Consider the following 25,369-nt stretch of genomic DNA (forward strand, 5'->3'; position numbering starts at 1 on the left):
ACTACCTATGAATGCTCGAATCAGGTGAGGCGATAGGCGAAATCGCCGTCGCTGCCCAGTTCGATGTCCAGCCGTTGGATCGGTTTGTCCTGCGCCATGCGCTCCAGCACGTGCTGCGCAAGTTCGGGCATCAGCGTCTTGGACAGGATGTTGTCGATGTTGCGCGCGCCGCTGTCGACCTCGGTGCAACGGGCGGCGATGGCCGAGACCAGTGAGTCGTCGTAGCCAAGCACCGCTTGGTGGTTGCGTTCGAAACGCTTGCGAATGCGCTCCAGCTTCAAGGCCACGATGCGTTGCAGAATCGCGTCCTGCACCGGGTAATAAGGCACGATGGACAAGCGGCCCAGGAACGCGGGCTTGAACACCTGGTTCAACTCGTCGCGCAAACCGTCGACGATCTGCTCGGGCGTTGGCTGCTCGGCGGCATTCAGGCACCACTGCATGATCCGGTCTGTGCCCGTGTTCGACGTCAGGATGATCACGGTATTGCGGAAGTTGATTTCACGGCCTTCGCCGTCGTCGAGCACGCCCTTGTCGAATACTTGAAAGAAGAGTTCCAGCACGTCGGGGTGGGCTTTTTCCACTTCATCGAGCAGCACGACGCTGTAGGGCTTGCGCCGGACCGCTTCGGTCAGCACGCCGCCTTCACCGTAACCGACATAACCGGGCGGCGAGCCTTTCAGGCTGGAAACGGTGTGCGCTTCCTGGTATTCGGACATGTTGATGGTGATGACATTGCGCTCGCCGCCGTACAGCGTGTCGGCCAGCGCCAGGGCGGTTTCGGTCTTGCCGACGCCGCTGGGACCGAGCAGCAGGAATACGCCGATGGGCTTGTTCGGATCTTCCATGCGTGCGCGGGAAATCTTGATCCGCTTGCCGATCTCCAGCAGCGCGTGGTCCTGGCCCAGTACGCGCTCGCCCAGCAACGCAGGCAAGCGTTGCACCGTCTCGATTTCGTCGCGCAGCATCTTGCCGAGGGGAATGCCGGTCCAGCCGGAAATCACTTCGCCGATGGTGCCGCCGTCGACCAGCGCATGCACCAGGGGTTGCTCGCCTTGAACCGTGCCAAGCTCAGCGCGCAGGGCAGCAATCTCGTTCGCGTCCGGCGCCTCGTGTTCACTCGCCTGTGCCAGCTTATCGACCAGCTCAAGCTCGCGTTGCCATTGCTGTTGGAGGGCTTCACGGTGTTGCTGAGCGGCCTTGAGCTCGTTGTCGAGTGCCGCAAGTCGGCGCGTATGGTCGCTGCCCCGTGACGATTCCTGGGTGAGGACGGTGATTTCCGACTCCAGGTTTTCAATGAGCCGCTTGCAATCTTCCAGTGCGCCGGGTTGGGCAGACTGCGCCAGCGCCACGCGTGCGCAGGCTGTGTCCAGCACGCTGACGGCTTTGTCCGGCAACTGACGCCCGGTGATGTACCGATTGGACAGGCGGACGGCCTGCACCAAGGCTTCGTCCATCACTCTGACCTTGTGGTGCGCCTGCATCTTGCCCAGCAGGCCACGCAGCATGTGAATGGCTTTCTCCTCGTCGGGCTCTTCGACTTTGACCACCTGGAAGCGGCGGGCGAGGGCGGCGTCTTTCTCGAAATACTTCTTGTATTCCGCCCAGGTCGTGGCGGCGATGGTGCGCAGTTCGCCGCGGGCCAGCGCCGGTTTTAGCAGGTTGGCGGCGTCGTTCTGCCCGGCCTGGCCCCCGGAGCCGATCAGGGTATGGGCTTCGTCGATGAACAGGATGATCGGGTGAAGACTGCGTTTCGTTTCTTCGATGACCGATTTCAAACGGTTTTCGAATTCGCCCTTGACCCCGGCGCCCGCTTGCAACAGGCCCAGGTCCAGCGTGTGGATCGCCACGTCCTTCAGCACCGAAGGCACGTCGCCCTGAACGATGCGTAGCGCCAGGCCCTCGACCACGGCGGTTTTGCCCACGCCGGCTTCGCCCGTGAGGATCGGGTTGTTTTGTCGCCGACGGGTCAGGATATCCACCATCTGGCGCACTTCGAATTCCCGACCCAGCACCGGATCGATCCGGCCTTCGCGGGCGTTCTGCGTGAGGTTGACGGTGTACTGGTCCAGCGCAGGGGTCTTGCCGTTGCCGGCGAGTGGACGGCTGGCCGCTGCCTCTGATGGGCTCAGTGGCTTGGCCAGACGCGATTCAGGACTGGACTCCACGAGGGCGGCGAGATTGACTCGCAGGTCGTCGGCGTTGATTTTTTCCAGTTCGATGGCCGAGCCGACGATCACGCGGCGCAGTTCATCGTCATCCAGCAGCGCCTGGATCAGGTAGCCCGTGCGGATCTGACTCTGACCGAACTCGATCGACGCCAGTAGCCAGGCTTGCTCGATCATGCGGGTAATATGCGGGGACAAGGCGGGCGTGCGGGTGTTGCCCTTTTTGAACGTGCCCAGCGCTGTCACCAGTTGCGCCTGCAGGCGCTCGGGTACGACATCGTAATGACGAAGAATGGCCGGCAGGTCGTTGTCGCTGCCTTCGAGCAGTTGCAGCAACAGGTGTTCGACTTCCACGTCGTAATGATGCTCGGCAAGGCACAGCGCGGCAGCGCCTTCCGTGGCCGTGCGACTGGTTTCGTTGAGCTTGGCGAACAGCGACTTCAGGTTCACAGGGAGACCCCATCGAAAGGAATATTGAAAACGGCGCAGCGGGAAGGCTCGACTTCGACGTCCGGACGCTTGAGCCAGCCCAGCCACCCCAGCGCGACATTGCCCTGGCGACCCAGGCGGGCAAGGGGCACGGCCTCACGCGCAAGGGTGGGTGCAATTTGAAAGTCCAGCTGGGCGCCCACGTAGAAACGCACCAGTTCCACCAGCTTTTGGTAGTCCTCGGTGGCCGGTTGAAAACGCTGGTAATCCGCGAGCTGTAACGGACCGATCTCAATCCGCACGCATGACTGGTAATCCCAGACACGGTTGCCCGCTACGGCGCTCTGCCCGAGCACTGCATTCTCGCGGCCCAGTTGGGTCCACTGGCTGACATCCAGCTTCAGCCAGCGTCCGGCAAACTGGCTCACCTTGAACGGCAGCGAGAAATAAAAACCGAGCATCACCTGCAGGTTGAGGGCGTTGCGCGGTTTCTGCGCGAACATCCCCGAGAAGTAGCTGAACAATTCCCGACGCAGCGGCGAGCCACCGGGGCCGAACTTCTGCTTTTGCGCTTGAGGTCCGAAACCCACCAGGTTGAGCAGATACCGGTCGAAGTTCGAACTGCCGGTGCGCTCGTACTCGATGTAGAACTTGTACTTTTGCCACGCCTCGTAGAACAGCGTGGTCATGCGGTGCGAAAACAGGTCGAAGAAAGCGTGCGCGGCGTCGTCGCGGTACTGGATATGCCGTTCCATCAGCAATTCGGTATACGGGCGCGGCAAGACACCGGAAGGGCCGACCAGCCCCATGAACGTGACCTGCACCTCCGACAGCGGCAAACCGGCGGACGAGACTTTCCCCTCGCGCTCGAATTTCAGGTCACTGACTTCACTGGCGGGGAAGTTCAGGGAGAGCTGAGAGCGGAAGCGCAGCGGATCCTCATGGGGCCGCGTCTGCAGGTCCATGCGCCCGTTTCTGCTGTAATGCAGGCGGAGCAAACGCACCAATTGAAAGAACTCGAATCGGTGCGGCTCAGCCCGTGCCTGATCAATCAGACCAGGGGTTGATCGCCGGTTCGCGGAGGCCATTGGACCACTCTCTTTTCACGTTGCAAGGTGCGCAGGGTTAATTGGGTAAAGCTGTTGATGGAGCAGTACTGGCCGAAAAAATGGTCCAGCACCATGCCGAACAGGAACACGCCGCTGCCGGTGTACTGGCTTTCATCGAAGGTGAGGGTGATGCCCACGCCGCGAACGAAGTTGGGCCGCGGATGACCAATGCGAGCGACCACCGGCTCGCTGCCGACCGACACGATGCCGTTGATCTGCTTACGGATCGCCGACGTGTTGCGGTAGTTGTACAAGGACAGCAGTTCCAGCAGCACGTCACGCCCTTTGGACACCAGCGACATGTGGTTCAACGACAGGTGTGAAATCAGCCGCCAGATCACGCCGTTACCCAGCGGCACGCGGACCGAGGCGGTGGGTTTGCGCAGGCAGCGAATGTCCTGGATCACCACGTTTGCCGGAATGTTGAAGTCCCCGCGCTCGCCGCCGAAGGGCAGCATCAGCGGCACATCGCGGTTGCTGCACGTCAATTGCAGGCTCAGGGTGTCGTTGTTGGAATCGATCAATTCCAGATCCCGGTCAACGACCCGGATGTACATGTGCGTCCCCTCGCTCTGCACGGTTTGCACCGGTCGACGCCTGGCAATCCAGAAGCTGTCGCCAGGGCCATGATCGGCCCGCGGATCGAAGAAGGGGTGACAGGTCGCAACATGATCGACCCCGCCCAGCTTCTTAACGCGACGCACTCGATCGATGGACACCACTTCAGCCGAAGCCTGAAGGCGTACGTCGGGCTTCACGGTATATTCGTGCTGTGCGTGCGTCAGCTTGATCGGCTCGGCCTGCTGGCGGAACAGATTGATGATCGGCGTGCAGTTGAGTTTGAAATTGGCACGGCCGATGTTTTGCGTCAGGCGCGCCAGACGATCGTTCAGGTCGTAGTCGGAGAAGTAGAAGTTGATCTCGATCCGGTCAAGCGCCTTGCCTGCCAGGATTCGGCCGAACCCGGACAGATCGAAAAACATGAATTTGTCCGGGAAGGTGAAGTACTCATGCAGCAGCCGATACCCGAGGAATGAACGCTCCGAATAGTCCACGAGCCCTTCGTCGAGGCCGTAACCGACGGCCTTGAGCGCATTGAGCGGCAGGGCCACCTCCCGATTACGCCCCTGTTCCTGAAAGCTGATGGTCGCCTTGGCCAGGTTGTTGAACAGCAGCTCGTACAGCTGCAGCATCAGCGTGCTTTCCCCGTCGAGGAAGAAGCGCAGACGGTCCATTTCCATCTGCCCGAACAAAGTGTCGCCGGTTGCAGCAAGGCCGAGGCGCAATCGTGCAACCAGATCGGCGCTGTGACCGTTGAAGGCAGAGCGTTCCATCTCCACGAAGGAGGCTTGCTGCACCGTGATTGGCCAGAGCTCCACGGGGTAGCAGGTGCGGAATTTGCACACCACGCCGTCAACCGGATTGGCATGCAGTTCGGTATGGCGGGCAACGCGGTAGGCTTCGGTAACCTTCTCGTGCTTGCCCAGGCTGAATTCAACGATGGACATCGACGGAGTAGGGCGCAGGTAATGCGGGTAAAGCACCTCGAGAAACGATTCGACGATCTCGGGAAACTCGTCATCCAGTTTCTTGTGGACGCGGGCAGCCAGAAACGAAAACGCCTCGATCAAACGCTCGGTATGCGGGTCTTCACAGTTATCGCCCTCGATGAGCAACCGTGAAGCGATTTTCGGGTACTGGCTCGCGAACTCCTGGCCCAGAAAGCGCAGGTGCGACAGTTCCTTTTCGTAATAGGGGAGCAGATCGTCGAGCATCAGTTGAGGTTCTGTACTTTGTATTCCTGGGTGTTCACTTGCAGCACCGCATCAAACGAAACCTGACGCGAAACATCCTGCAGGCGCAGTACGGCGTCCACGCGAAAGGTCAGCATACGTTGGCCGGTTTGTTGTGCCAGTAGTTGCACCTTCACGCTGCGAAAACGCCGGTCTCCCACCGAAATCGCCTTTTCCAGCTGGCGCTGGATGAGCAGGCGATCCTCAGGGTCGAGCACACTTTTGCTGGTGAAATCAGGCATGCCGTAGTCGAGAATCGTGCCATCCAGCTGGGGAAAGCCGCCGAGCTCCTCCGCCACCAGGGACTGGCGAGTGTTCACCAGGATCTCCAGGTCGCGGACGATGCTGGCCTTGTAATCGGCCAGCGAACACAGCCGTTGCGACGACGCTTCGGTGGATTGGTGCGGACGGTCGTCCAGCAACCGATCCAGCAATGACGGCAACAGCTTGTGTTGGCTACTCATATTGCCTCCCTGGCAACGGCATCGATCAACCGCGTGTGGACTGCGGCAACTCGGCAACCAGCCGCAGAGACGCGGTCAGTTCATCCAGTTGGTAGTGCGGGCGCAGGTACGTCACGGCCTTGTAGACGCCCGGCTTGCCAGGCACTTCGAACACCTCGGCGCGGGCTTCACGCAGTGGGAATTTGGCCTTGGCTTCCTGGCTGGCGGTGTCGTCGAGCAGCACGTAGCTGGACAGCCATTTGTTCAGGAACAGTTCGACATCCTTGCGCGAAGCGAAACTGCCGACCTTGTCGCGCATGATCGCCTTCATGTAGTGAGCGATACGCGATGTCGCGAAGATGTACTGCAGTTGCGCGGAAAGGCGCGCGTTGGCGTTGGCGATGTCGGTGTTGTACTGCTTTTGTTTCTGTGTCGACTGAGTGCCGAAAAACGCTGCGTAGTCCGTGCCCTTGCAGTGCACCAGCGGGATGAACCCCAGGTCCGACAGTTCCTTTTCGCGGCGGTCGGTGATGGCGATTTCGGTCGGGCACTTGAGGGCTATTTCGCCATCGTCGGTCTTGAAGGTGTGGGTCGGCAGACCTTCGACGAGGCCGCCGCCCTCGACACCGCGAATCGCTACACACCAGCCATAGCGCGAGAAGGCGTCGGTGACCCGGGTCCCCAGCGCATAAGCGGCGTTCATCCACAGGTATTTGTTGTGGTCGCGGCCGTCCACGCTTTCGACAAAGTTGAATTCTTCGACTGGGGTGGTATCCGGCCCGTAGGGCAGACGACCCAGCACATGGGGCAGGGTGAGGCCGACGTAACGGGAATCTTCAGAGTTGCGGAAGGACTTCCACTTGGCGTATTCGACAGTGTCGAAAATCTTCGCCAGATCGCGCGGGCCCGACATGTCGGTGAACGAGTCCCAGCCAAACAGCTCCGGCGACGCCGCGGAAATGAACGGTGCATGGGCGGCCGCAGCGACGTGGGAAATTTCTTCGAGCAGGTACATGTCTTCCGGGTTGCGATTGAATTCGTAATCGCCCAGCAGCATGCCGAAGGGTGCCCCACCGAAGGTGCCGTACTCTTCTTCGTAGATTTTCTTGAACAGCGCGCTCTGGTCGAATTCGGACGAGGCCTTGAGATCGCGCACCAGGTCTTTTTTCGAAGCATTGAGCAGGTGGATTTTCAGTGTGGTGCTGGTTTCGGTCTGATCGACCTGGTACTTCAGGCCACGCCAGGAAGCTTCCAACTGCTGGAACTCGCGGGCGTGCATGATTTCGTTCATTTGCTCGGAGAGCATCGAGTCGATTTCCGCGATCCGCGCGTCCAGCACGGCGATCAGGTCCTTGCTCGGGGTCACCTCGCCTTCGAGGACCTGGCCGACCAGCTCACCGATCAGGTCACGGGTGCGGGTGCGCTCGGTTTCGGAACGGGCGACACGGCTTTCGGAAATGATGCTGTCGAGCAGCGACGATTGGGGCGCGAAGTTTTCCACTTCCACCAGATCGGCATCCTGCTGAGCCACGGTTTGTTTATCGTTCATCGTCGTGCTCCTGCTTACTCTTTGGCATCGGTGGCAGGAGCAGCGGCTTCGCGGCCGAATTCCTTGCCCAGGGTTTTCAGCTTCTCGGTGTTTTGCAACACGTCCATCAGCAGCTCTTCAAGCTTGTCGTTGCCGCCCATCTTGTTGCGCAGGTCCGCCAGCTTGTTGCGAACCTCGAGCAGCTTGCGCAGCGGTTCCACCTGCTTGACGACGTTCTGCGGCTCGAAATCCTCGAGAGTGTTGAAGTTGAGCTCGACGCCCAGTTGCGTGCCGTTCTTCGCCAGGGTGTTGTCGACCCGATAGGCCAGACGCGGCTTGATGCCTTTGAGCACACCGTTGAAGTTATCGCGGTCGATGAAGATGAACTTGCGGTCCTTGAGCTTTGGCAAAGGCTCCAGCGGGTTGCCGGAGAAATCGCCCAGCACGCCGACGACAAAGGGCAGCTCTTTCTTTTCCTGAGCGTCGCCAATGTCCACGTCGTAGGTGATATGAACCCGAGGGGCGCGTACGCGGTCGAGTTTGTGCTGGGTACTTTCCTTCTTCGCCATCGTGATCTCCTGTGCGAGTAACTCGCTGCAATTCATTTGCGTGTCGGCCCGGCGATGGGCCGGACGCGTTACAGTCCTTCGATCGTCATCAGCAGGCGCTGACGAATCTCATCTTTCATTTCCATGATGCTGTCGTGGCCCACCAACTCTTCGAAGCTGGCGTTGCCTGCGATCTGGGTGCTGCTGCGAATGACCGAGTCGTCCGGCAGCGTCGAGCGCACCGGCGAGCTGATCACGCAGAAGGGCAGGTCGCCGAAATCCTTCAACCGCTCGAAACTGACCGGGAAACGCAGCCCTTCGAACAAGCGACCCAGGCCAGGCGATTTGCTGACGCAGTAAAACAGCACCAGGTAGTGCACGACGAAGCGATACAACTCGGCACTGCTGCGGTTCGGGTCCTGGATCACCTTGCGAAATCGCGCCAGATCGAACGAGTTGAAACCGACCACCCAGCGCGTTGGGCTGGTGATACGAATGGTCTGTCCGCTGGGTTGCAGGACCTTGTCGTATTCGAGCGGAAACAATTCGGGGGTGGTGCTGATCAGGTTCAAAGGCACTTCCAGTTCGCTGACCAACTGGAACGGAGACGCCGCGCCAATTCTGTCGTACAACCCCTTGAGCTCTTTGAAGTGATGTTGCGTCTCACGCCCGCTGCTGCGCTGTGCGCCTTGCAGGTATTCGCCGAACAACGTTTGCGGACGTATCAGCAGAGACAACGTGGCCAGGTAATCCGAAGCCTGGGCCTTGAGCACATCTGAGATGGCGCGTGTCTGGCTCCGCAACTTGATCAATGCTTCTACATCGAACGTCTGAGTCATCGATACATCGTCCTTGAACCCTTTTCTGCAACACCCTCGCAACCTCAGCAGGGCGACGAGAAGGGCTACGTGTTTCTCAACCGGCACACCTTTGCGACACGTTCGATCCCGGACCTACAGCATCACGAAATCGCCCCGCACGTTAGGTGAAAGTGGGGTGCTAGCAAACCAATATTGTCTAGCCAGCAGCGTCAGCTCAGGCATCATTTGGAGTAGGAAAGTTCCTACAGGCCGCAAGTTTTTCTCGTTTTTGATACACATCGCAATGATGCCTTAAAGCCATTATTCACCCGGATGAGGCCTGTAGAACTCGCTGAAAACCTTATAGACAGGGGGTTTTCGGTTTTTTTTGGATCCCTCTCACGCACAAAACTAAAGGTTAAAAAAGTGATCCGGTTCACCTGAAATGTGGGTGGTGAAAATGAATGTGCACTGCAACTTGTGTTTTACGTGGCGAGTCGATGATGGCAACTGAGCGGAGGTCATCGTGTGAACCACACCCGATTCGCGGCATGCTGGGGTACTGAAAGGAAGGCATTTCGGGTATAACGCCGCCTGTCACGCCGCGGCAGTCCATTGCGTCTGCGCTCGCGTCTGCCGACGGCGTGCAGGAGCGCGAAAACCTCGGGTTTTTGTTAAAGGGAAGTTTTGCTCGCCGTGTTCCGTCAGCGGCGATGCACGGTTTGTAAGGTGTCGCACGATGCAAAAGATGAAGCTTGTCGCCGTATTGATCCTGTTGCCTCTGTTCCTCGGATTATTTGGCGCGTGGGAGTTGCAACGCAGTGCCGACAATGGGAGTCGTCTGGTCCAGGATCAGGCAGAGCTCGCCGAGCTTCTCCCGCAACTTCGGGAAATGGCCAGCAAGAACAAGAGTGGATGGATTGAGATCAACGACCAGCGAGTGGGCGTGGAGCTGGCCCTGACCCGCGTTGGCGAAGCCGAGCACGACATCCTCCAACTGCTGTCGCTGGAACGGATCAAGACCGGCATTGCATGGAGTGTGGTCGGCCTGGGCCTGCTGGCCGCCCTGGTCGGTACCCTCGGCCTCCTGGCCCTGGGGTGGGCCGCCTCGCGAGCCCTGGAGTCGCGCAAGCGATTGCTTCACACCTTCACTCTCATCAGCCGCATCCTCCCGTTCGTTCTGGTCGGGCACATCGTTGCGATGACCGCTGCCGTTGCTGCCGTTCTGGTGTTCGAAGGTCTGGGGTTGTGGCACGTCGGCCGAATGTCTGCCGGTGAGTTCAAATTGATGGCGGTCGCCTTTATCACTGGTCTCGTCTGCCTCTATTCGATCTGGACCATGGCCAAGCAGCTGAAGGTCATGCTGCACATGTTCGAGCCGTCGGGCATGGTCGTCCTTGGGCACGCTGTGACGCCGCAACAAGCGCCGCTGCTGTGGGACATCGTGCGCGAGCTGGCGCAGCGACTCGGCGCGTTGCAGCCCGATCACATCGTGCTCGGGATGGCCGACGGTTTTTACGTCACTTCCAGCGACGTCAGTCTGCTGCCGAGCGACGCACACCTCTCAGGGCGAACGCTGCATGTGCCGATCATGTACCTGGGCCTGCTCGATGACGCGCAGACGCGCGCGGTAATCGGTCATGAGCTGGCGCATTTCGCTGGCGCCGATACTGAATACAGCCTGCGCTTTCTGCCGATCTACGACGGTATCAGCCGCAGCCTGCAGTCGATTTTCCAGACAATGCTCAGCAGCGATCTGCTTCAGCGCACGATCCTTCGCCCGGCGTTGATGCTGGGGCTGCACTTCATGGAAAGTTTCGACCACGCTGTGAATCACTGGAGTCGCGTACGGGAACTTGCTGCGGACGCAGCGGGGGCTCGCATGGCCGACAACGAGGCAGCTGGGTCGGCACTGTTGCGTATCTCGGCGATCGATCCGCTGCTTCAGGAACGGGTTTGGGGGCATGTCGACAGCGCGACCAATCCCGTGCCGGGTTATGTCTTGCCCACAGACTTGCCGGGGGCCGTGCTGCAGGCCTTAAGCGAGCAGGCACTGACCTTGTCCGAAGACGAACTGGCCGTTCAACTTCCACACCCCTCCGACACCCACCCCTCCAACGGCGAGCGACTGGCCTCGTTGCACGTGACGGTTGAAGACGCGGCGAAGAGGAGCACCCACCCGATCGACGCGGTAATGGCCAGTGCTGCAATGGATCGGTTCTTCACCGATCCATCCAGTGTCCGGGCGCGCCTCACCGAAGATTTCCTTTCGCACTATGTCACCCAAGACGCTGCGGTCGTCGAAGAGCTGAAAACCTACGCGGGTAACGTCAGCGGTGATGTGCTCCTGTATGAGGGGGCACGCAAGCGGGGGATAATCGCCACAGCGGTTTTCGGTTCCCTGTTGCTGACCGGGCTGGCGTTGCTTGCCGTGGGGTACCTGCATCCACAGTTGGCCAATGGCAAACCGCAGATACTCTATGTAACCGGTGCGATCCTTGCCGTGCTGATGGCCTGCCTATTGCCGATGACACTGCGCCTGGTCATGCGCGCTCGCATCCCCGCCTTGAAGCTCACACCGGATCACTTCGTCTTCGCCAACCTCAAAGCGCCGCTGGCTATCCAGCATGTGGCAGATTTCGGCCTGACCCTCGGCAATGGCCTGGTGCTCAACGTGTTGCTCGAAGACGACGCCCCGCTGCCCGAAGTAACCTCAGGTTCTTTTTTCGCGCCCAACGCTCAAGTGATCAAGAAAAAACGCTGGGTTCAGTTGCAGTTGATACAGTTCTGCCGGGATGACAGGAAGCTCAAGCCCGAAGAACTGGCGGAACTGATTGGCACGTACCTGAACGCCGGCACTGCCCGCCACCTTCTCGCGCAGCGTTCGCAGCAGACCGCTGTCACGTGAGCGCTCACTCTCGAGGTGTTCTGATGCACTGGCTTCGTCGACTCAAAGGCTTGCTGGTTCGCCAGCCACGACTTGAACCACCTGCCGCAGACCCTGTGCGGGGTCCTGCGCAGGAGCCTGCGCCACCCACGCCTTCCCCTGTGGAACAGAATCTGAGCTGGCTGCCGGTCTACGAGGCGCCGCAGCCGTTGAACGAGCTGCCGCCAGGGTGTCCGCCGCTCGGCCGCGAATATGAGGCATTACGCAGCCGCTATCTGGCATTCGTCGGCCACGCTCAAAAATATTATCCGCAAGCGCTGACGGATGAATGCCGCCAGCAGGGGCATGAGCTGGCGCGGGCTCTGCATTCGAAAGCCCTCGACCTGAGTTCTTCCAAAGCGACGACCGATTCGCTTGATATCTATTGGTTCATGCAGTGCGCGGCGCTGGTTTCGCTGTTCGCCCATGGCGCTCATTCGGTCGCCTTCAGCCGCTACAGAAAGGACGTGGACTACTATAAGGACCACAACTTGACCCGCCAGCAGGTAGAGGCTTTTGGCTGCTACGTCCGGGCATTCACCCCCGAGCTGCCGTCAGGCAATCTGCTGCCGATGCGCGGGCCGCAGGACGCACGCTCGCGCCTTGAACCCATGCCGCAAGTCGAGGACATGGATGAACTCCTGTCGTTTTTGCCACGGCTTTACCCCGGCGGCATTGCCATCAAGACCTACACCGTCCGCGAAGGCACCTACTGGCCTGAGTACGCCGAGGTCGTTACCGATTTCTTTTGCGCGGTGGGCAAGGATTGCTGGAATGACTTCGATTACCTCAACCATGGCGCCGCGGTCATGATCGAAAACCCAGCTTGCATCGCACAGGCCAGTTTGGCGGACATCCAGAGCATGTTGACCTGGTGCGTACGCGGCGAGCGCTTCTGCGACGGACATCATGGTTCGGTTATCGAAAAGGGTTACGTGCTGAATGTGTTGCGCAGGATCGAGGTACTGCGTGCTGCAATGCGGTGATCGCCCGTTTCCAGCGTCACTCAGTGATGCGCGACAGCACGGCAACCATTTACACCCCGTTTTCAGATGAGTGTTTCGTATCGCAGCATTGCCGTGTTCAGTCGCTTAGCGAGGTATTCATGTGTATGGCCGAGCGCCGCCAGAAGCTTGCTCTGATTCCTGGCCAGCCAGTCTGCAGACTTCCTATTCGGAATCTCCGCCTGAAGCTTCGCACTGCGCCAAGCGCTGCGGCGATACCGAACGCCAGCGAACGTGCAGCGCCTCCAATGGCGCCCCGACAGCGAGACTTCCCCCCCCAGAATCGTCACCACTTACTGCACCAGCTTCATCAGCACCGGCAAGACTTGCGAGATGTTGATCGATGCCCGCTTTAGGGCGAGATTCGTCTGCATGATCGGGTAGGAGAGGGCCATCGCTTGCCGAACATGGTCGATCCGGTTGCCGCCGATGGTGCTTTAGGCTTGGCTGGCACCGCTGCCCATCTGGCGTGTAAATCCGTCCCAGCTGTCATGGGCGGTTTGCAAGCCGTTTACACAGAGCCAGACGCGTTTAGCGCTGCGTACACAGTTCGAATAGCTGAGTTCTCAATTCGTTAAATTCGTTGTTTGAACTGATCAAGGGTTGCCCATCTTGGTACAAAACGACGTCATTGAGGGAGCCCATTCCGCCGTATAACTTGATTATCTGAGAGTGTGCGAACTCTTCATCTTGAAGCAGCTGTGCTCGGCACTGATCGAGCCTGTCGGCCCACGATCCGTTGTCTCCTGCGCGCAGCAACACAGACATGCGGTTGATGATCTCAGTTGTCAGGTGGTGGTTGGCCATAGGTGGGTTACTCCAAATGTGTTGCGCAGGATCGAGGTGCTGCGTGCTGCCATGCGGTGATCGCGCCGTTTCCAACGTCATTCAGTGGTGGGCGACAGCACGGCAAACATTTCCACCCCGTATTCAGATAAGGGTTTCGTATCGCACCATTGCTGTGTTCAGTCGTGTGGCCAAGTACTCATGTGCATGGCCGAGCGCCGCCAGAATCTGCGATGACTCCACCAGATAGCTCGCACGTTTGGTCTGCGTCCACGTCGCAGGCGCGGACTGCAGGTTGGTAATGCGATCGCACAGCTTGATCGCCGCAGCCTCCTTGGAGTGCGCGGCGATGGCCTGGAAATACTGCTCTTCGGAAAACGGCACGATCAGGTTCTTGCTCAAGCTGGCGACCACCGAGGCGACACGTTCGCCGAAGAGGTCAGCGATGGTCGCTTGAGTAACGGATGTGTCCTCGATCACGTCGTGCATCAGCGCGGCCGGCAACGCAATTTCCAACGCGCCGACCGACTCTTCGCGATCAGCAAAGATCAGCTCATTCGCCACCATGGCCACATGGGTGGAGTAGGGCAGCTGCGAGGCTTTCATGGTCTGTCCGAGATGAGCCTGCGAGGCAAAAAGCCAGGCTTTGTTGTAGAGGTGTTGCAGGTCCGTAGTTGGCATTGAAGCTCCTGAGACGTCTGAGTAGCGCTACTGTTTTGCGAGGCTCTCGGGCGGTTGTCCGTCCGGGAGTTGAATTTTCAGTCCGCGTGCAATCTGGTCACGGATGCTGTCGGCTACAGCAAGCGCGTCCGCATGCTCCGGGTCGTCACGACGGAAGTCCTCTGCTGGCCAGACGCCAATCTTCAGCGTATGCAGCTTTGCTTTGTCGGTTTCGAGACCCAAGACCACGTCTTTCACATATTCAAGGTTATGAAGAAGGCCGGCGTACAGGGCATCCCTTGAGCCGGTTTCCAGCCTCGAGCGTGTGATGTCGATGGCCTCATTGATGTAGTCGACGGCTTTTTTCAAGTCAGTGCTTCCTGAGCTCCGGTGCTGAAATGCTAGACAGCATTGCCTCTGTTCCAACCCGGTTTTTGCATCAGCAGCTCATCGAGTTCACGGCGGCGGCAGCGGTTGACGAATGTAACGGCTTCGCGACATCATTCTGGAAGCGTTCGAACATTTGCGGGTGTATTGCGTAATATTCTTCGTAGTCAACAAAGCCGCTACTCACAGGGAACGATACGTAAAATTGACCTGAGGTTTCTTCTACACCCATAGAGAAGCGTTCTTTGCGGCTTACGTAGAAGTCGTTGAATTTCATGCTGAGGACCCTGCCTTTTCACATATTCGGGCTTTAAACGCGTCCGACCGTGTGGCCGGTGAGCCATACCCTGAAAGCGCGCAGCACCTGAATGGCCGGGAGAATTAAACCGCTATTGCCACGCCTCGAACAAGCCTGAACCCGACCGCCGCAGCTGGGCAGTCGGTGCTTGTTTCAATAAGCCTGGGGGCGCAGCAACGCCATCAATAGCGGCCACGGCTACCCGTGTTCAAAAGGCCCGCCAACGTGCGCCCGATTAATTATTGGGTGTTCGTTTCAAAAACATTTGCGGATGACTCGCGCGCCTGGTTTTCAACTGCCAACACGACATCCAGCGTGTTGAGAAACAGGTCGTGGCTCAGGATGCCGGTGGCGATGGTCGTCAACACGGGTCTGCCGTGCTCGTCCTTGATCACCACGTTTTCAGTCCAGGCGTTGAGATCAACCTGGCGCAGAGACGAAACAGGCACTGTGTTGCCTTGGTATTCGAGGAAGTCGCGGTGCACGACAATTGGCGACGTGGTGACTTTAAGGAAATCGCCAGTGACTCGCTTGCCCCAGACGTGCTTTGAATTAATGCAGTTGAACGTGACCGAACGCCCTGCCTCCAGCGCTTCGGCCACGGCCGGCAGCCGCGCCCGTACGTGTAAGTCTCGGACCAGCTCCTGAAAGGCCTGGAAGCCTTTGAGGGACTCGATGACTCGATGAAAAGGCTCAGCAGCGTTTCGACGATAGGCCAGGTTAGTAATCAGGCCGGTCAATGCAGCCTGGCCGGAGCTGAAGAGATACAGGTCCTCTATCTCGGCAAACGCCGTGTAGTCGCGCTGCTCTTTCGTAATGCGCACGATGCCGTTTTCGTAAACCTCGTAATGGGACTTACGCAGCTTCTTCTGCCAGACGGTGATACCCACCATGCACAGGCCCAAGAGGGCCAAAAAGCCGGCTGTGAAATTGAGCACAGCTTGCTTGCTGTCGAAGCTGAGGGTCATCCCACGGGAGGTTTGGAGGCTGGCAGGGCCATTAGCCTCCGGCAAAATCGTGCTCAGATAGAGAACGAACACGGCAAGGCCCAAAAACACAGCGGCTAGTATCAGGCTGAAAATCAAAAGGGCCTTGCCCTGGCGGAACGTCGCGATCAGTTCGCCGCTGGCGGAAGGTGCTTGGGAGTTGGTTGATTGCATGAGGGTTTGCGTCCTTGTCATTGCATGGGTGTGCGGCTTAAGACACTGCGAGGTGTGAGAGTGGCTTTTCCCAGGTGGTTGAGCGGCGCAGTTGGCTTCATGGCCTAGCCGGCGTGATTTATAACAACGCATTCCCATATCAGGTCATGTTGTGTCGCGCATTACCCGGACTATGCTACTCAGCAGCGGGTAGCAGTGCGATGGAGTATGCTCATCACTCAGATTTGCAGGCGCCGCCAGTATAGCGGGGCGAGTGATTTGGAAAAATCATATTTCTCTGTTCTAAAACTGTCCTCTGCCGTTGAGAACGACGTCACTCCTCAGCAAGGAGTAGCTGATTGTCTAGTTGTCCTTCATCGTGTCTACACTGTCGTCTGGGTGCACATCAAAAAGTTGATGTTGTTGCGACAACGAACCGGAAAAATTAGTGCCGTCCTCGGAGCCTACATAGCGGGGTGCACCGTTCGGAAAATCGATTCAATAACGATGAATTACCGTCTAGGCTTTTGGGCAAGTCTCCGGTCCGAAGGTGACCTCAGTGATTGGCTCGGCTTGGCTACTTGAGTAGCTGTAAGTGATCTTGTTTCCCAGCCCTAGCAAGAGCAGATAGGCTGTCTGGCTGCACAGCGCCTTGGGGATCTGTTGAGAGAGGTAGTTCTCATAGTACACCCTCTCACCTGGACGATTCTCATAGCCATAAAGCGTGATTTTGTAGAGCACGTTGTGATTGGCGTAGCTGATGTCATCGATACGAGTTACAGGGTCGAGCATGATTGGGAGCTGTTTTTGTTGTTCGACAACGACGCTTCGAAGCGCTTGCTCGCTGTCCTGAGCGTAGGTCGGAGTTATGCAGAAGAGGGTAGCCGCTGAGGCGAGCAAGTATCGGTTTAAGCTGGTCAAAATAACACTCCTTGTTTTCATACACTGTTGTTGATTCGGGCGTATATGTTCGGAAATAGAGGTTTGTGGTCAGATGCGGACTGACAAGTGGTTTACAGCGGAGAGCGCTGTGAGCGCATCCCGCCCGGCATTGATCTACTTACCTCTATCGTACTCAGCTTTACTCATCTCTTCACCGTAGCGAAGCGCATCATTGAAAAGACGGTTCTCGTGCGGAACGGGTTCTCGGCTTTCCTGTTCGCCGTAGAAACGAACAAATATCTGCTGCGAAGCATGGTCCCACCGGTAAGTGACATCCTCAAATGGGTAATCTACGTAAACATCTTCTTTTGCAAAGCGTTCCCCTTTATTGATGCTCATTACAATCCCCTTACTGTGTCGTAGTAAACTTTACTCTGTTTGGCAATAGCCTCGGCGCCGGTGGAAGTTGGATTCATCGTCCGCCAGTCCTCGTAATAAGAATGTCCAAGCCCGCCGGGGACGCCTGCCTTGGAGGCTACGGCGTCGTAGGTGTCATTCCCCAATAGGTTTCTTGCCAGCGCCTCCGGCTCTTTTGCAAAAATCATTTGGGGAGAGTTGACTTGGATTTCTCCGGGTATGCCAGCTTTGGTCATGAACGATGAATTGACCCCGCTGTAGCCAAGTGGGTCCGTAGCACCATCAATGATTTTCACCTTTGCCCCGCGCTGCGCCAACTCATTGGTAACTGATGCGATTTTGTCTGCTGGCACGATGATCGTGTTACGTGCCAAATCCTTGATTTTCGTTGGATCCCCGCCGTAGTCATTGGCGATCTTCTCCAACGCGCGCGCCCTTGATTTGATTGGTGCTTTGGCGACTGTGCCACCATACCTGGCAGCGATCTCATCAGCTGCAGCGTCAATTTCGGCCTTTGCTGCAGCAGCTTTCGCATAAATCTCATCAAAGGTTGGGCGTGTTTTAGGTGGTTTGGTAGATTTGACGCTTTCGTTGGTGAGCGGTGGTTCACGCTCTGCTTTGTTCAACGGCGCCACCTCTTTAACCTGCAACTCCGGCTCCGCCAGAATCTTGCTCTGGTTCTTGGCCAGCCAGTCTGCAAACTGCCTGTTCGAAATCTCTGCCTGAAGCTTCGCACTGCGCGTCGCAATGCTCTCCATGCTGTTCATCACACCGGCTTTCATCTGGCCGCGTGTGAGGTAGGTGACGATAGCGGTGAGTAGCAACATCACCAGTTGCTCTTGGCCCCGAGCGAGTTGGCGGGCGGCGAGTTCTGTACGCTCCTGCATCTGTGCCGAGGATCCCCCGGTGGGGTCGAGCCCGGGTGGCTTGAGCCCGTCCTCGGCGTGCCAGGCTGTGGCCAGGCCCTCCTGCAAAGAGGTCAGGCAGGCGGGCAGGCCTTTGTAGAAATATTCGGCGATCGCCGACAGGCCCAGCGCCATCAGGATGAGGTTGCCGACCTGCAGGCCGATGCCGGCACCCGCCACTGCGCCAGGCGCCGCGCCGATACCAAACGCCAGGGAGCCCGCTGCACCGCCGACGGCCCCGCCCACTGCAACGCTGCCCCCCAGGATCATGACCACTTCCTGCACCAGTTTGATCAGCACCGGCAAGATCTGCGAGATGTTGATCGACGCCCACTTGCGCGAAAGGTTGGTCTGCATGATCGGGTAGGAGAGGGCCATCGCGTGGCGAACATTGTCGATGCGGGTGCCACCCATGGCGCCGTAAGCTCGGTTCGCACCGTTGCTGACGCGTCGAGTGAAGCCGTTCCAGCCGTCATGCGCGCTTTGCCAACCGCTGCTGACGCTCTGGTTCAGTTCACTGAATCTGTGGTCAAGGTTTCGTTCAATGTCGTCCCAACTAGGGACGTGGGCTAAAAGATCCATTTACTCATCACAGTCCTTGAGTGAAAGGCGCATGCCAGAGAGCGATCTCAAGTGGTCTCGCTCGATATCATAGAGCCATTACGGACAACTCAGATCATCGCCTACCAAATAAATTCAGCGAGGGCTGCATTTTTGTCATATACGCGGCGCTCGACAATGATGTCATTTAAATATCAACTCGCCCGTTTTTATCCGGGAGCCTCCTGTTTACACGCTGAACGAGTCAATCACAGACGTTTCGAATTTCAGCGAATGCTCCCCGAAAGTTGAACTACAGCGCCGTGCGCGATTTCGCAAAAGAGGGCAAATGGGTTGACATGATGGGCGCGACAGGTGTCTCCTTCCTCGCTTTCGAGCATCTGTAACATTTATGAGACTGTGATCAGTCTCTCGTTTTGAAAGCTCTAGTGGCACTTTCGAATTGCATTGCGGTCCCAGTGTCCAACTGTGTCGACACGGGCTCCGTCGTTGTGTCCAACTGTGTCGACACGGGCTCTGTCGTTGTGTCGAACGGCCTTTTGCAGGACGGAATGAAACCCGGATCGGGCGAGTCGAACAAGCGGGACCGACTTATTCGCTCAGCGTAGCCGTAGTTCATGTCCTACACACTGTTCGGATGAGTAGTACCGGCCGCACAGCATATGTTGCTGGAAGCACCGACGAAAACCAGAGAAGGTGCAACAGGAAATTCTGTTCTCCCCTGTTGCTCGTAACCTGTTGTTGCCGAGCATGGCGGTAGCGTTGTTCCCCATGCCTCCAAGGAGATACACATGTCGATGGACCTTGCCGCGTTGTTCACTCCCCAGAACCGGCGTCTATTCAAGTTCAAGAATTTGGCCAACCCCGAGCAGCAACTGCTCATCGAGTCTTTCAAGGGGCGCGAAGGGTTGTCGCAGGCCTACAGCTTCGAGCTGCTGCTGGTGTGCGAAGATTCCGGGGTCGAGCTCAAGTCGATGATGGGGCAACATGTGACCATCGAGATCGAGCTGGCCACCGGCTCGCCGCGCTACATAGCCGGCTACCTGACCCGCTTCGCCAGCATCGGCAGCGATGGCGGCATGGCCCGTTACACTGCGACCCTCAACCCCTGGTTCTCGATGCTGAAAAACCGCTTCGACACGCGGATTTTTCAAGGCAACACGATCGAGGAAGTGGTCACTCAGGTCTTCGCATTGTGCACGGCATTTTCCCGCCACGAGTTCCGCCTGACCAAACCCCAGAAGCGCTACACCTACATCACCCAATACCGTGAAACGGACTTCAATTTCGTCCAGCGCTTGCTGGAAGAAGAGGGCATGTTCTATTACTTCGAGCACACTGCCGAAGGCCACACCATGATCATCTGCGATGACTCCAGCACGCTGGTGGCATTGCCTGAACAGCCTCAGATCCGCTTTCACACCGCCTCTGTCACCGAAACCGCCGACTCCATCACCCAGTGGAGCGGCAACCGCCAGCTCCAGTCAGGCAAGATCGCCGTGCAGACCTTCGACTACCGCCAGCCGAAAAACCGCCTGCCGGTGACGATGAACAGCCTGAACAAGCAAGGCGACGTCGAGAACTTCGAAATCTACGACTTCCCCGGCCAGTACACCCACGGCACCTACGACGAGGGCGAAGCCTTGGTCCGCCTGCGCGTCGAGGCCCTGGAACTCAAGGGCAAGACATTCAGTGGCGCCAGCAACTGCCGGGCGATGAAGCCCGGCTACACCTTCGAACTGCTGCAGCACTACGACCACGATCAGGGCTCGGCCGAAGACCGGCAATTCCTGCTGATGGGCATCGACAGCGAAGGGCACAACAACTACCTCAACGGCCACCCGGCGAGCTACGACAACACCTTCACCTGCGTGCGCAAAAAGATTCCGTTCCGTCCGCAACTCTCCACGCCGCGCCCCACGATTGCCGGTCCGCAGACCGCCCTCATCGTCGGCCCGCCGGGCGAAGAAATCTTCACCGACGAACTGGGCCGCGTGAAGATCCAGTTCCACTGGGACCGCAACGGCCAATACAACGACCACAGCTCCTGCTGGGTCCGCGTCGCCCAGTCGGGTGCCAGCGGCGGATTCGGCAGCATCCAGATCCCGCGCGTGGGGGATGAAGTCGTGGTCGTCTTCCTCGACGGCAATCCGGACCGCCCCTTGATCATGGGCAGCCTCTACAACAGCCAGAACACGCCCCCGTGGTCACTGCCGGCGAACAAGACCCAGAGTGGGTTTTTGACGCGGTCGATGAAGGGCGATGGCGGCACGGCGAATTTCTTTCGCTTCGAGGACAAGGCCGGTGCCGAGCAGATCATCATGCATGCCGAGCGCAACATGGACACCGAAATCGAGGTCGACGAGAGCCATCATGTCGGCGCGAACCGGACGATTACCGTGGGCGGCACGCACACCGAGACGATCAAGAAAGACACCGTGATGAATGTCCAGGAGGGCTCGTTGACGATTCAGGTCGACAACCAATTCATTCAGGTCAGTGCCAAGGCGCACATCATTCTGCAGGTCGGTGACAGCAGCATTACGCTGACGCCTGAGGGGATTGAGATCCGAGGCAACTCGATTTCTACCGTCAGCACTGGGACGACTCAGATCACTGGCGCTCAAGTGAGAGTGAACGATTAAGGTGACCGTCGTATGAGCAGGACCAGTATGTACGACCGTATTTCCGAGCGACGCCTTGCCCTCGAGGCAGCCGCACGCGCTGAGCAGCAAGCGGCGGCGTCGGTCATCGAGCCTGAACCGCAGCCGGACCCGGAACCCGTTGTGCCTTTACGCGATATCCCCAGTAGCTTCAGCTTCGGCGGTTTCGATCTGCGGTTTCCAGAAGGCTTCAACTTCCGAGACATCCAGACGACTATCGAGCATGAAGGTGAGCCGATTGTTCTGACTATCAAACGACGCGACCTGCATGAGGGAGCGACGATTGACGGCCTGCTAGACGAAGCCATCCAGACGTTTCGCAAACTGTACCCCCAGTTGCGCGTCATTCGAGAGCGTGAATGCATGCTGGCGGGCAGTGTCGCAAAAGTGGTGGATTTTCAATTCACCATGGGGCACGCAGAACGGCATGGTCGCTTGGTAGGGGGCATCGTTCCCGTGGAAGCACGACACACACCGCAGTGGCTGAGCCTTTCGTGCGTGATTGATCCGGCCAAGCCGAGCCTTAGCCTTTGGCTGGTCGAGTTCGACAACATGCTCGCGGGCATGGCAGCCCGTTGACTAGCGACGTATTTTGATTTCAGGAATGAATTTCACATGGACTATGAGTTGCAGGAAGGCAGCATCGCGCTGCCAACAGGGTTTCAAGACCGCACGGTCAACATGTTTGTATTGGGCGCAAGCATCCCGGCACCGCTAAGCATCACCATTTCCCGAGATAACCTGCTTCCTTCGGAAGTCCTCGGCGCTTACGTCGAGCGCCAAGTGAAGATGTTGGCTTCCAAGCTGCGCGGCTACACCTTGCTCGGCAAGAAGGCCGTGTCATTGTCTTCTGCCGCGCCCATCGAGGGCGTGCAGATCGACGCTTACTACATGAACGAGGGGCGACCTTTCTATCAGCGTCAGGCGGCATTTCTGATTGAGCCAGGCCGTGCGCTGATTTTCTCCACCACCGCGCAGGCTGATTTCAGCCCTCAGCAGAGCGAGGATTGGGACAATCTGCTGTCCAGCTTTCAGCCGAGGCTGAGCAGCCCGACCATGGCCGACTCCAACGAACAGGAGTAACGCTCATGTTCGAAGCAGCGCGTTTCGGCGACGAAATTTCACACACCAGCGCCCTCGGAGGCTTCCTGATCGGAGCGGCGCTCGGTATTGCATTGGTTGCTACCGTAGCCATTGCCACATTCACATGCGGATTTGGTGTCGCACTTCTGGCAGGTCTCGCTGCAGGCGTCGGAGGTAGCCTGCTCACCGCCGCGGGCGAAGCCATAGGCAGCATGTTTTCGTCCCCCTCAGGCACGATAGTCACTGCCTCGGCGAATGTGTTCGTGAATAGCCGTCAAGCCGCGCATGTGGCTCAAAGCCTTGGCGCGTGCAGCAAACATCCCGGCCCGGTTCAGGTGGCCGACGGTTCGACCAACGTTTTCATCAATGGCACCGCGGCGGCACGCAAAGGCGACAAGCTCACTTGCGGCGCGACGATTTCAAGTGGTTCGAGCAATGTGCTGATCGGTGGCGGCACCCAGCGTTATCTGCCGGTCGATGACGAAATCCCTGGCTGGCTGCGTACCACGGTCGACGTGCTGATGGCGATCGCCGGTGCCGCTGGCGGTATTGCCCAACTGATTAAGGCCGGCACCCAGGCAGGCATGAAAGCCGTTATGCCGTGCGTGATGAAGTTCACCGCAGGCTTCATTGCGGGCGAAGTGGCCAGTCGTTATGTCGTAGGCCCGGCCATCGAGGGCGCGATCGGCGGATTGACTGGCAATCCAGTCGACCTCACCACGGGACGCAAAGTCATACCCGACGAGACCGACTTCAGCCTGCCAGGCTTGATGCCCATCGAGTGGTCGCGTTTCTACGCGAGTGACTTGGCCGTCGACAGCGTTTTGGGGCGAGGCTGGGTGTTGCCTTGGGAGCAAAACCTGCGGCGCAGCGGTAGCTTCGTCTACCTGACCGATAACCAAGGTCGAAGTATTCCCTTCGTTGACGTGCAGCCCGGCGAGCGTATCTACAACCCCCATGAGCAGATCTACCTCGTTTGCACCGAAGGGGGTCACTACCTGCTGCAAACGCTGGACAATCTCTTCTTCTACTTTGGTGAGGTTCCGAACGACAACACCCGGGTGCCGCTGCAGCGCATCGAGAACGCCCTGGGCCATTTCCTGCACTTCACGCGCACTGTCGAGGGCACGCTGACCGACATCAGCGCCACGGGAGGCGTGCGTGTCCACTTGCACTACGACGATCGGTCATTGCGCCTGTCCGAGGTCAAACGTGTAGTTGAGAACGAGGCGGTCGAGACGCTGGTGCAGTATCGCTACGACGACAACGGTCAACTTACCGAAGTCATCAACCGCAATGGCGACTCGGTCCGCCGCTTCAGCTATGCCGAAGGCGTGATGGCGACCCACAGCAACGCGTTGGGGCTGACCTGCAACTACCGCTGGGAAACCATTGACGGCAAACCTCGTGTGGTGGAGCACTGGACCAGTGACGGTGAACACTTCCATTTCCGCTACGACTTCAAACAGCGCGTCTCTCAAGCAACGGACGTGTTGGGCCGCGAACTTGAAGTGCATTACAACGAAGACCATCGAGTCATCGCCAGCCGCGATTATGGCGGCGAACGCTACGCGATTGACATCGACCATACCGGCAATATGACGGGCCTGACGCTGCCAGATGGCAATCGCCTGCAGTTCAAGTACGACGAGTACTCACGGTTGCTGGAGGAAACTGACCCGCTAGGTCGAAGTGTCAAATACACGTATCACCACCTGACGACAAAGGTCACGTCCATTTCCTACCCGGACGGTAGCGTCTGGCAGACTCGCTACGACAGCAAAGGCAACCTCATCGCGGAAACAGACCCCCTTGGTCACACGACCGAGTACCTCAACAGCGACGACGGCCTGCCCCACACCATCATCGATGCGACCCACAAATCCAAATACCTGTGGTGGAACAGCCTGGCCCAGGTCGAGCGTTTTCAGGACTGCTCGGGCAAAAGTACGTTCTACACCTACGATGACCGCGCGCATTTGGTGGCTGTTACCGACGCGCTGAAGCAGACCACAAAACTTGAGCGCAAACCCGACGGCGAGGTGCTGCGCATCGATCACCCGGACGGCACCGCCGAGTCGTTTACCTACAACACCCTCGGCCAGGTCCTGACGCACACCGATGGCAAAGGCCAAACCACGCGGCTTTTACGAACAGCGAGGGGATTGCCGTCGAGCCGCCAGGACGCCAAAGGCCAACGCATCCGTTACGAGTACGACAAGGCCATCCGCCTCACCGCACTGGTTAACGAGAACAACGCGGCGTATCAGTTTGCCTACGACGCCTCTGATCGCCTGATCGAAGAAAAGCGCATCGACAACCTGACCCGCCGTTTCAGCTACAACTTGGGCGGATACCTGACGCGCGTCGATGAAATCGGCTACGGAGAACGGGCCGAACGGCCGCACCGCAGCACCGAGTTCGAACGTGACCCGATAGGCCGGCTGCTGGCCAAACTCAATAGCGATGCACGGCAGGACTACACCTACGACGACGGGGACCGTTTACTCTGCATCGAGCGAAAACCGACCGCCATCGGTAAGAACCTTGGCATCAGCGAAGAAACGCTCACCTTCCAGTACGACCTCTTGGGCCGTTTGATCAAAGAGACCACACCGCAAGGCGCGCTGGACTACGAATACGATCCCCTGAGCAACCTCACCACGCTGACGTTGCCGACAGGCCAGCACCTCAACCACCTGTACTACGGCAGCGGCCACCTGCACCAGTTGAACCTTGATGGCCTGCTCATCAGCGACATCGAGCGCGACGACCTGCACCGCGAAATCCTGCGCACCCAAGGCAAACTCACCAGTTGCTTTGGCTACGACGCCATGGGT

The 25,369-nt window shown here is 58.4% G+C and carries 19 protein-coding genes and 1 pseudogene; 6 read left to right on the top strand and 14 right to left on the bottom strand.

The genetic code is table 11. From position 1 onward, the window contains the following. Nucleotides 1-20 precede the first annotated feature (20 nt). From tssH to N5D61_RS16155, 7 genes are all read right to left on the bottom strand, one after another. Nucleotides 21-2,618 carry a type VI secretion system ATPase TssH gene (tssH, locus tag N5D61_RS16125; RefSeq protein WP_279893519.1) on the bottom strand — a complete coding sequence of 866 codons (2,598 nt, stop codon included), beginning with the start codon at nt 2,616-2,618 and terminating at the stop codon, nt 21-23. Then, on the bottom strand, nt 2,615-3,685 hold the full coding sequence (gene tssG / locus N5D61_RS16130) for a type VI secretion system baseplate subunit TssG (protein ID WP_279893520.1): 1,071 nt from the start codon (nt 3,683-3,685) through the stop codon (nt 2,615-2,617). The genes tssH and tssG overlap by 4 nt, the downstream gene beginning before the upstream one ends. After that, nucleotides 3,649-5,481 (bottom strand): type VI secretion system baseplate subunit TssF, encoded by a 1,833-nt coding sequence (tssF, locus tag N5D61_RS16135; RefSeq protein WP_279893521.1) that lies wholly within the window; start codon nt 5,479-5,481, stop codon nt 3,649-3,651. Before tssF ends, tssG begins: the two co-directional genes overlap by 37 nt. After that, nucleotides 5,481-5,963 (bottom strand): type VI secretion system baseplate subunit TssE, encoded by a 483-nt coding sequence (gene tssE / locus N5D61_RS16140; RefSeq protein WP_108236725.1) that lies wholly within the window; start codon nt 5,961-5,963, stop codon nt 5,481-5,483. The genes tssF and tssE overlap by 1 nt, the downstream gene beginning before the upstream one ends. Before the next feature lie 25 nt (nt 5,964-5,988). Next, on the bottom strand, nt 5,989-7,491 hold the full coding sequence (tssC, locus tag N5D61_RS16145) for a type VI secretion system contractile sheath large subunit (protein ID WP_108236724.1): 1,503 nt from the start codon (nt 7,489-7,491) through the stop codon (nt 5,989-5,991). Nucleotides 7,492-7,505: 14 nt separating this feature from the next. Beyond that, complete coding sequence (tssB, locus tag N5D61_RS16150) at nt 7,506-8,039, bottom strand: type VI secretion system contractile sheath small subunit (protein WP_108236723.1); 534 nt, start codon at nt 8,037-8,039, stop codon at nt 7,506-7,508. 68 nt (nt 8,040-8,107) lie between these two features. Then, nucleotides 8,108-8,857, bottom strand: a complete 750-nt coding sequence (locus tag N5D61_RS16155) for a hypothetical protein (RefSeq protein WP_108236722.1) — start codon at nt 8,855-8,857, stop codon at nt 8,108-8,110. A 700-nt stretch (nt 8,858-9,557) separates the two neighbouring features. On the opposite strand from N5D61_RS16155, the gene N5D61_RS16160 reads away from it, so the two are divergent. Then, nucleotides 9,558-11,726, top strand: a complete 2,169-nt coding sequence (locus N5D61_RS16160) for a M48 family metallopeptidase (RefSeq protein WP_279893522.1) — start codon at nt 9,558-9,560, stop codon at nt 11,724-11,726. Nucleotides 11,727-11,914: 188 nt separating this feature from the next. Further along, nucleotides 11,915-12,730, top strand: a complete 816-nt coding sequence (locus tag N5D61_RS16165; RefSeq protein WP_279893523.1) for a DUF6508 domain-containing protein — start codon at nt 11,915-11,917, stop codon at nt 12,728-12,730. Nucleotides 12,731-13,678: 948 nt separating this feature from the next. Here N5D61_RS16165 and N5D61_RS16170 read toward each other — a convergent pair. The 7 genes and pseudogenes from N5D61_RS16170 to N5D61_RS16200 all read right to left on the bottom strand — a co-directional run bounded on the left by N5D61_RS16170 (nt 13,679) and on the right by N5D61_RS16200 (nt 18,804). Next, nucleotides 13,679-14,215, bottom strand: coding sequence for an HD domain-containing protein (locus N5D61_RS16170; RefSeq protein WP_279893524.1), 537 nt, complete (start codon nt 14,213-14,215; stop codon nt 13,679-13,681). Nucleotides 14,216-14,242: 27 nt separating this feature from the next. Beyond that, nucleotides 14,243-14,563, bottom strand: a complete 321-nt coding sequence (locus N5D61_RS16175; protein WP_108236717.1) for an immunity protein Tsi6 family protein — start codon at nt 14,561-14,563, stop codon at nt 14,243-14,245. 32 nt (nt 14,564-14,595) lie between these two features. Further along, nucleotides 14,596-14,858, bottom strand: a pseudogene (locus tag N5D61_RS16180) (hypothetical protein). Nucleotides 14,859-15,118: 260 nt separating this feature from the next. Further along, nucleotides 15,119-16,039 carry a hypothetical protein gene (locus N5D61_RS16185; RefSeq protein ID WP_279893525.1) on the bottom strand — a complete coding sequence of 307 codons (921 nt, stop codon included), beginning with the start codon at nt 16,037-16,039 and terminating at the stop codon, nt 15,119-15,121. 498 nt (nt 16,040-16,537) lie between these two features. Next, nucleotides 16,538-16,939 (bottom strand): hypothetical protein, encoded by a 402-nt coding sequence (locus tag N5D61_RS16190; RefSeq protein ID WP_279893526.1) that lies wholly within the window; start codon nt 16,937-16,939, stop codon nt 16,538-16,540. Between the two features lie 135 nt (nt 16,940-17,074). Further along, nucleotides 17,075-17,299, bottom strand: coding sequence for a hypothetical protein (locus N5D61_RS16195; RefSeq protein WP_279893527.1), 225 nt, complete (start codon nt 17,297-17,299; stop codon nt 17,075-17,077). Further along, nucleotides 17,299-18,804: a DUF6861 domain-containing protein gene (locus tag N5D61_RS16200; RefSeq protein WP_279893528.1), complete on the bottom strand. Its 1,506-nt coding sequence runs from the start codon at nt 18,802-18,804 to the stop codon at nt 17,299-17,301. Before N5D61_RS16200 ends, N5D61_RS16195 begins: the two co-directional genes overlap by 1 nt. Before the next feature lie 770 nt (nt 18,805-19,574). Here N5D61_RS16200 and tssI point away from each other — a divergent pair. The 4 genes from tssI to N5D61_RS16220 all read left to right on the top strand — a co-directional run. Beyond that, on the top strand, nt 19,575-21,428 hold the full coding sequence (tssI, locus tag N5D61_RS16205; protein WP_279893529.1) for a type VI secretion system tip protein TssI/VgrG: 1,854 nt from the start codon (nt 19,575-19,577) through the stop codon (nt 21,426-21,428). Between the two features lie 12 nt (nt 21,429-21,440). Continuing rightward, a complete protein-coding gene (locus tag N5D61_RS16210) occupies nt 21,441-22,025 on the top strand; it encodes a hypothetical protein (protein ID WP_279893530.1) in 585 nt (194 codons plus the stop codon). Nucleotides 22,026-22,061: 36 nt separating this feature from the next. Then, the gene (locus tag N5D61_RS16215) at nt 22,062-22,529 is read left to right on the top strand and encodes a DUF1795 domain-containing protein (protein ID WP_279893531.1); all 468 of its coding nucleotides are present in this window, start codon (nt 22,062-22,064) and stop codon (nt 22,527-22,529) included. A 5-nt stretch (nt 22,530-22,534) separates the two neighbouring features. Then, nucleotides 22,535-25,369: DUF6531 domain-containing protein (locus tag N5D61_RS16220; RefSeq protein ID WP_279893532.1), on the top strand; the 2,835-nt coding region annotated here is incomplete at its 3' end.

This window comes from Pseudomonas sp. GD03842 (assembly GCF_029841165.1).
GTDB lineage: Bacteria > Pseudomonadota > Gammaproteobacteria > Pseudomonadales > Pseudomonadaceae > Aquipseudomonas.

Bases quoted from the DNA above. Each gene is read 5' to 3' on its own strand.
- tssE (WP_108236725.1), bottom strand. From the start codon at position 5,963: ATGAGTAGCCAACACAAGCTGTTGCCGTCATTGCTGGATCGGTTGCTG.
- N5D61_RS16155 (WP_108236722.1), bottom strand. From the start codon at position 8,857: ATGACTCAGACGTTCGATGTAGAAGCATTGATCAAGTTGCGGAGCCAG.
- N5D61_RS16185 (WP_279893525.1), bottom strand. From the start codon at position 16,039: ATGCAATCAACCAACTCCCAAGCACCTTCCGCCAGCGGCGAACTGATC.
- N5D61_RS16170 (WP_279893524.1), bottom strand. From the start codon at position 14,215: ATGCCAACTACGGACCTGCAACACCTCTACAACAAAGCCTGGCTTTTT.
- tssB (WP_108236723.1), bottom strand. From the start codon at position 8,039: ATGGCGAAGAAGGAAAGTACCCAGCACAAACTCGACCGCGTACGCGCC.
- N5D61_RS16160 (WP_279893522.1), top strand. From the start codon at position 9,558: ATGCAAAAGATGAAGCTTGTCGCCGTATTGATCCTGTTGCCTCTGTTC.
- tssF (WP_279893521.1), bottom strand. From the start codon at position 5,481: ATGCTCGACGATCTGCTCCCCTATTACGAAAAGGAACTGTCGCACCTG.
- tssC (WP_108236724.1), bottom strand. From the start codon at position 7,491: ATGAACGATAAACAAACCGTGGCTCAGCAGGATGCCGATCTGGTGGAA.
- N5D61_RS16215 (WP_279893531.1), top strand. From the start codon at position 22,062: ATGGACTATGAGTTGCAGGAAGGCAGCATCGCGCTGCCAACAGGGTTT.
- tssI (WP_279893529.1), top strand. From the start codon at position 19,575: ATGTCGATGGACCTTGCCGCGTTGTTCACTCCCCAGAACCGGCGTCTA.
- tssG (WP_279893520.1), bottom strand. From the start codon at position 3,685: ATGGCCTCCGCGAACCGGCGATCAACCCCTGGTCTGATTGATCAGGCA.
- N5D61_RS16210 (WP_279893530.1), top strand. From the start codon at position 21,441: ATGAGCAGGACCAGTATGTACGACCGTATTTCCGAGCGACGCCTTGCC.
- N5D61_RS16195 (WP_279893527.1), bottom strand. From the start codon at position 17,299: ATGAGCATCAATAAAGGGGAACGCTTTGCAAAAGAAGATGTTTACGTA.
- N5D61_RS16200 (WP_279893528.1), bottom strand. From the start codon at position 18,804: ATGGATCTTTTAGCCCACGTCCCTAGTTGGGACGACATTGAACGAAAC.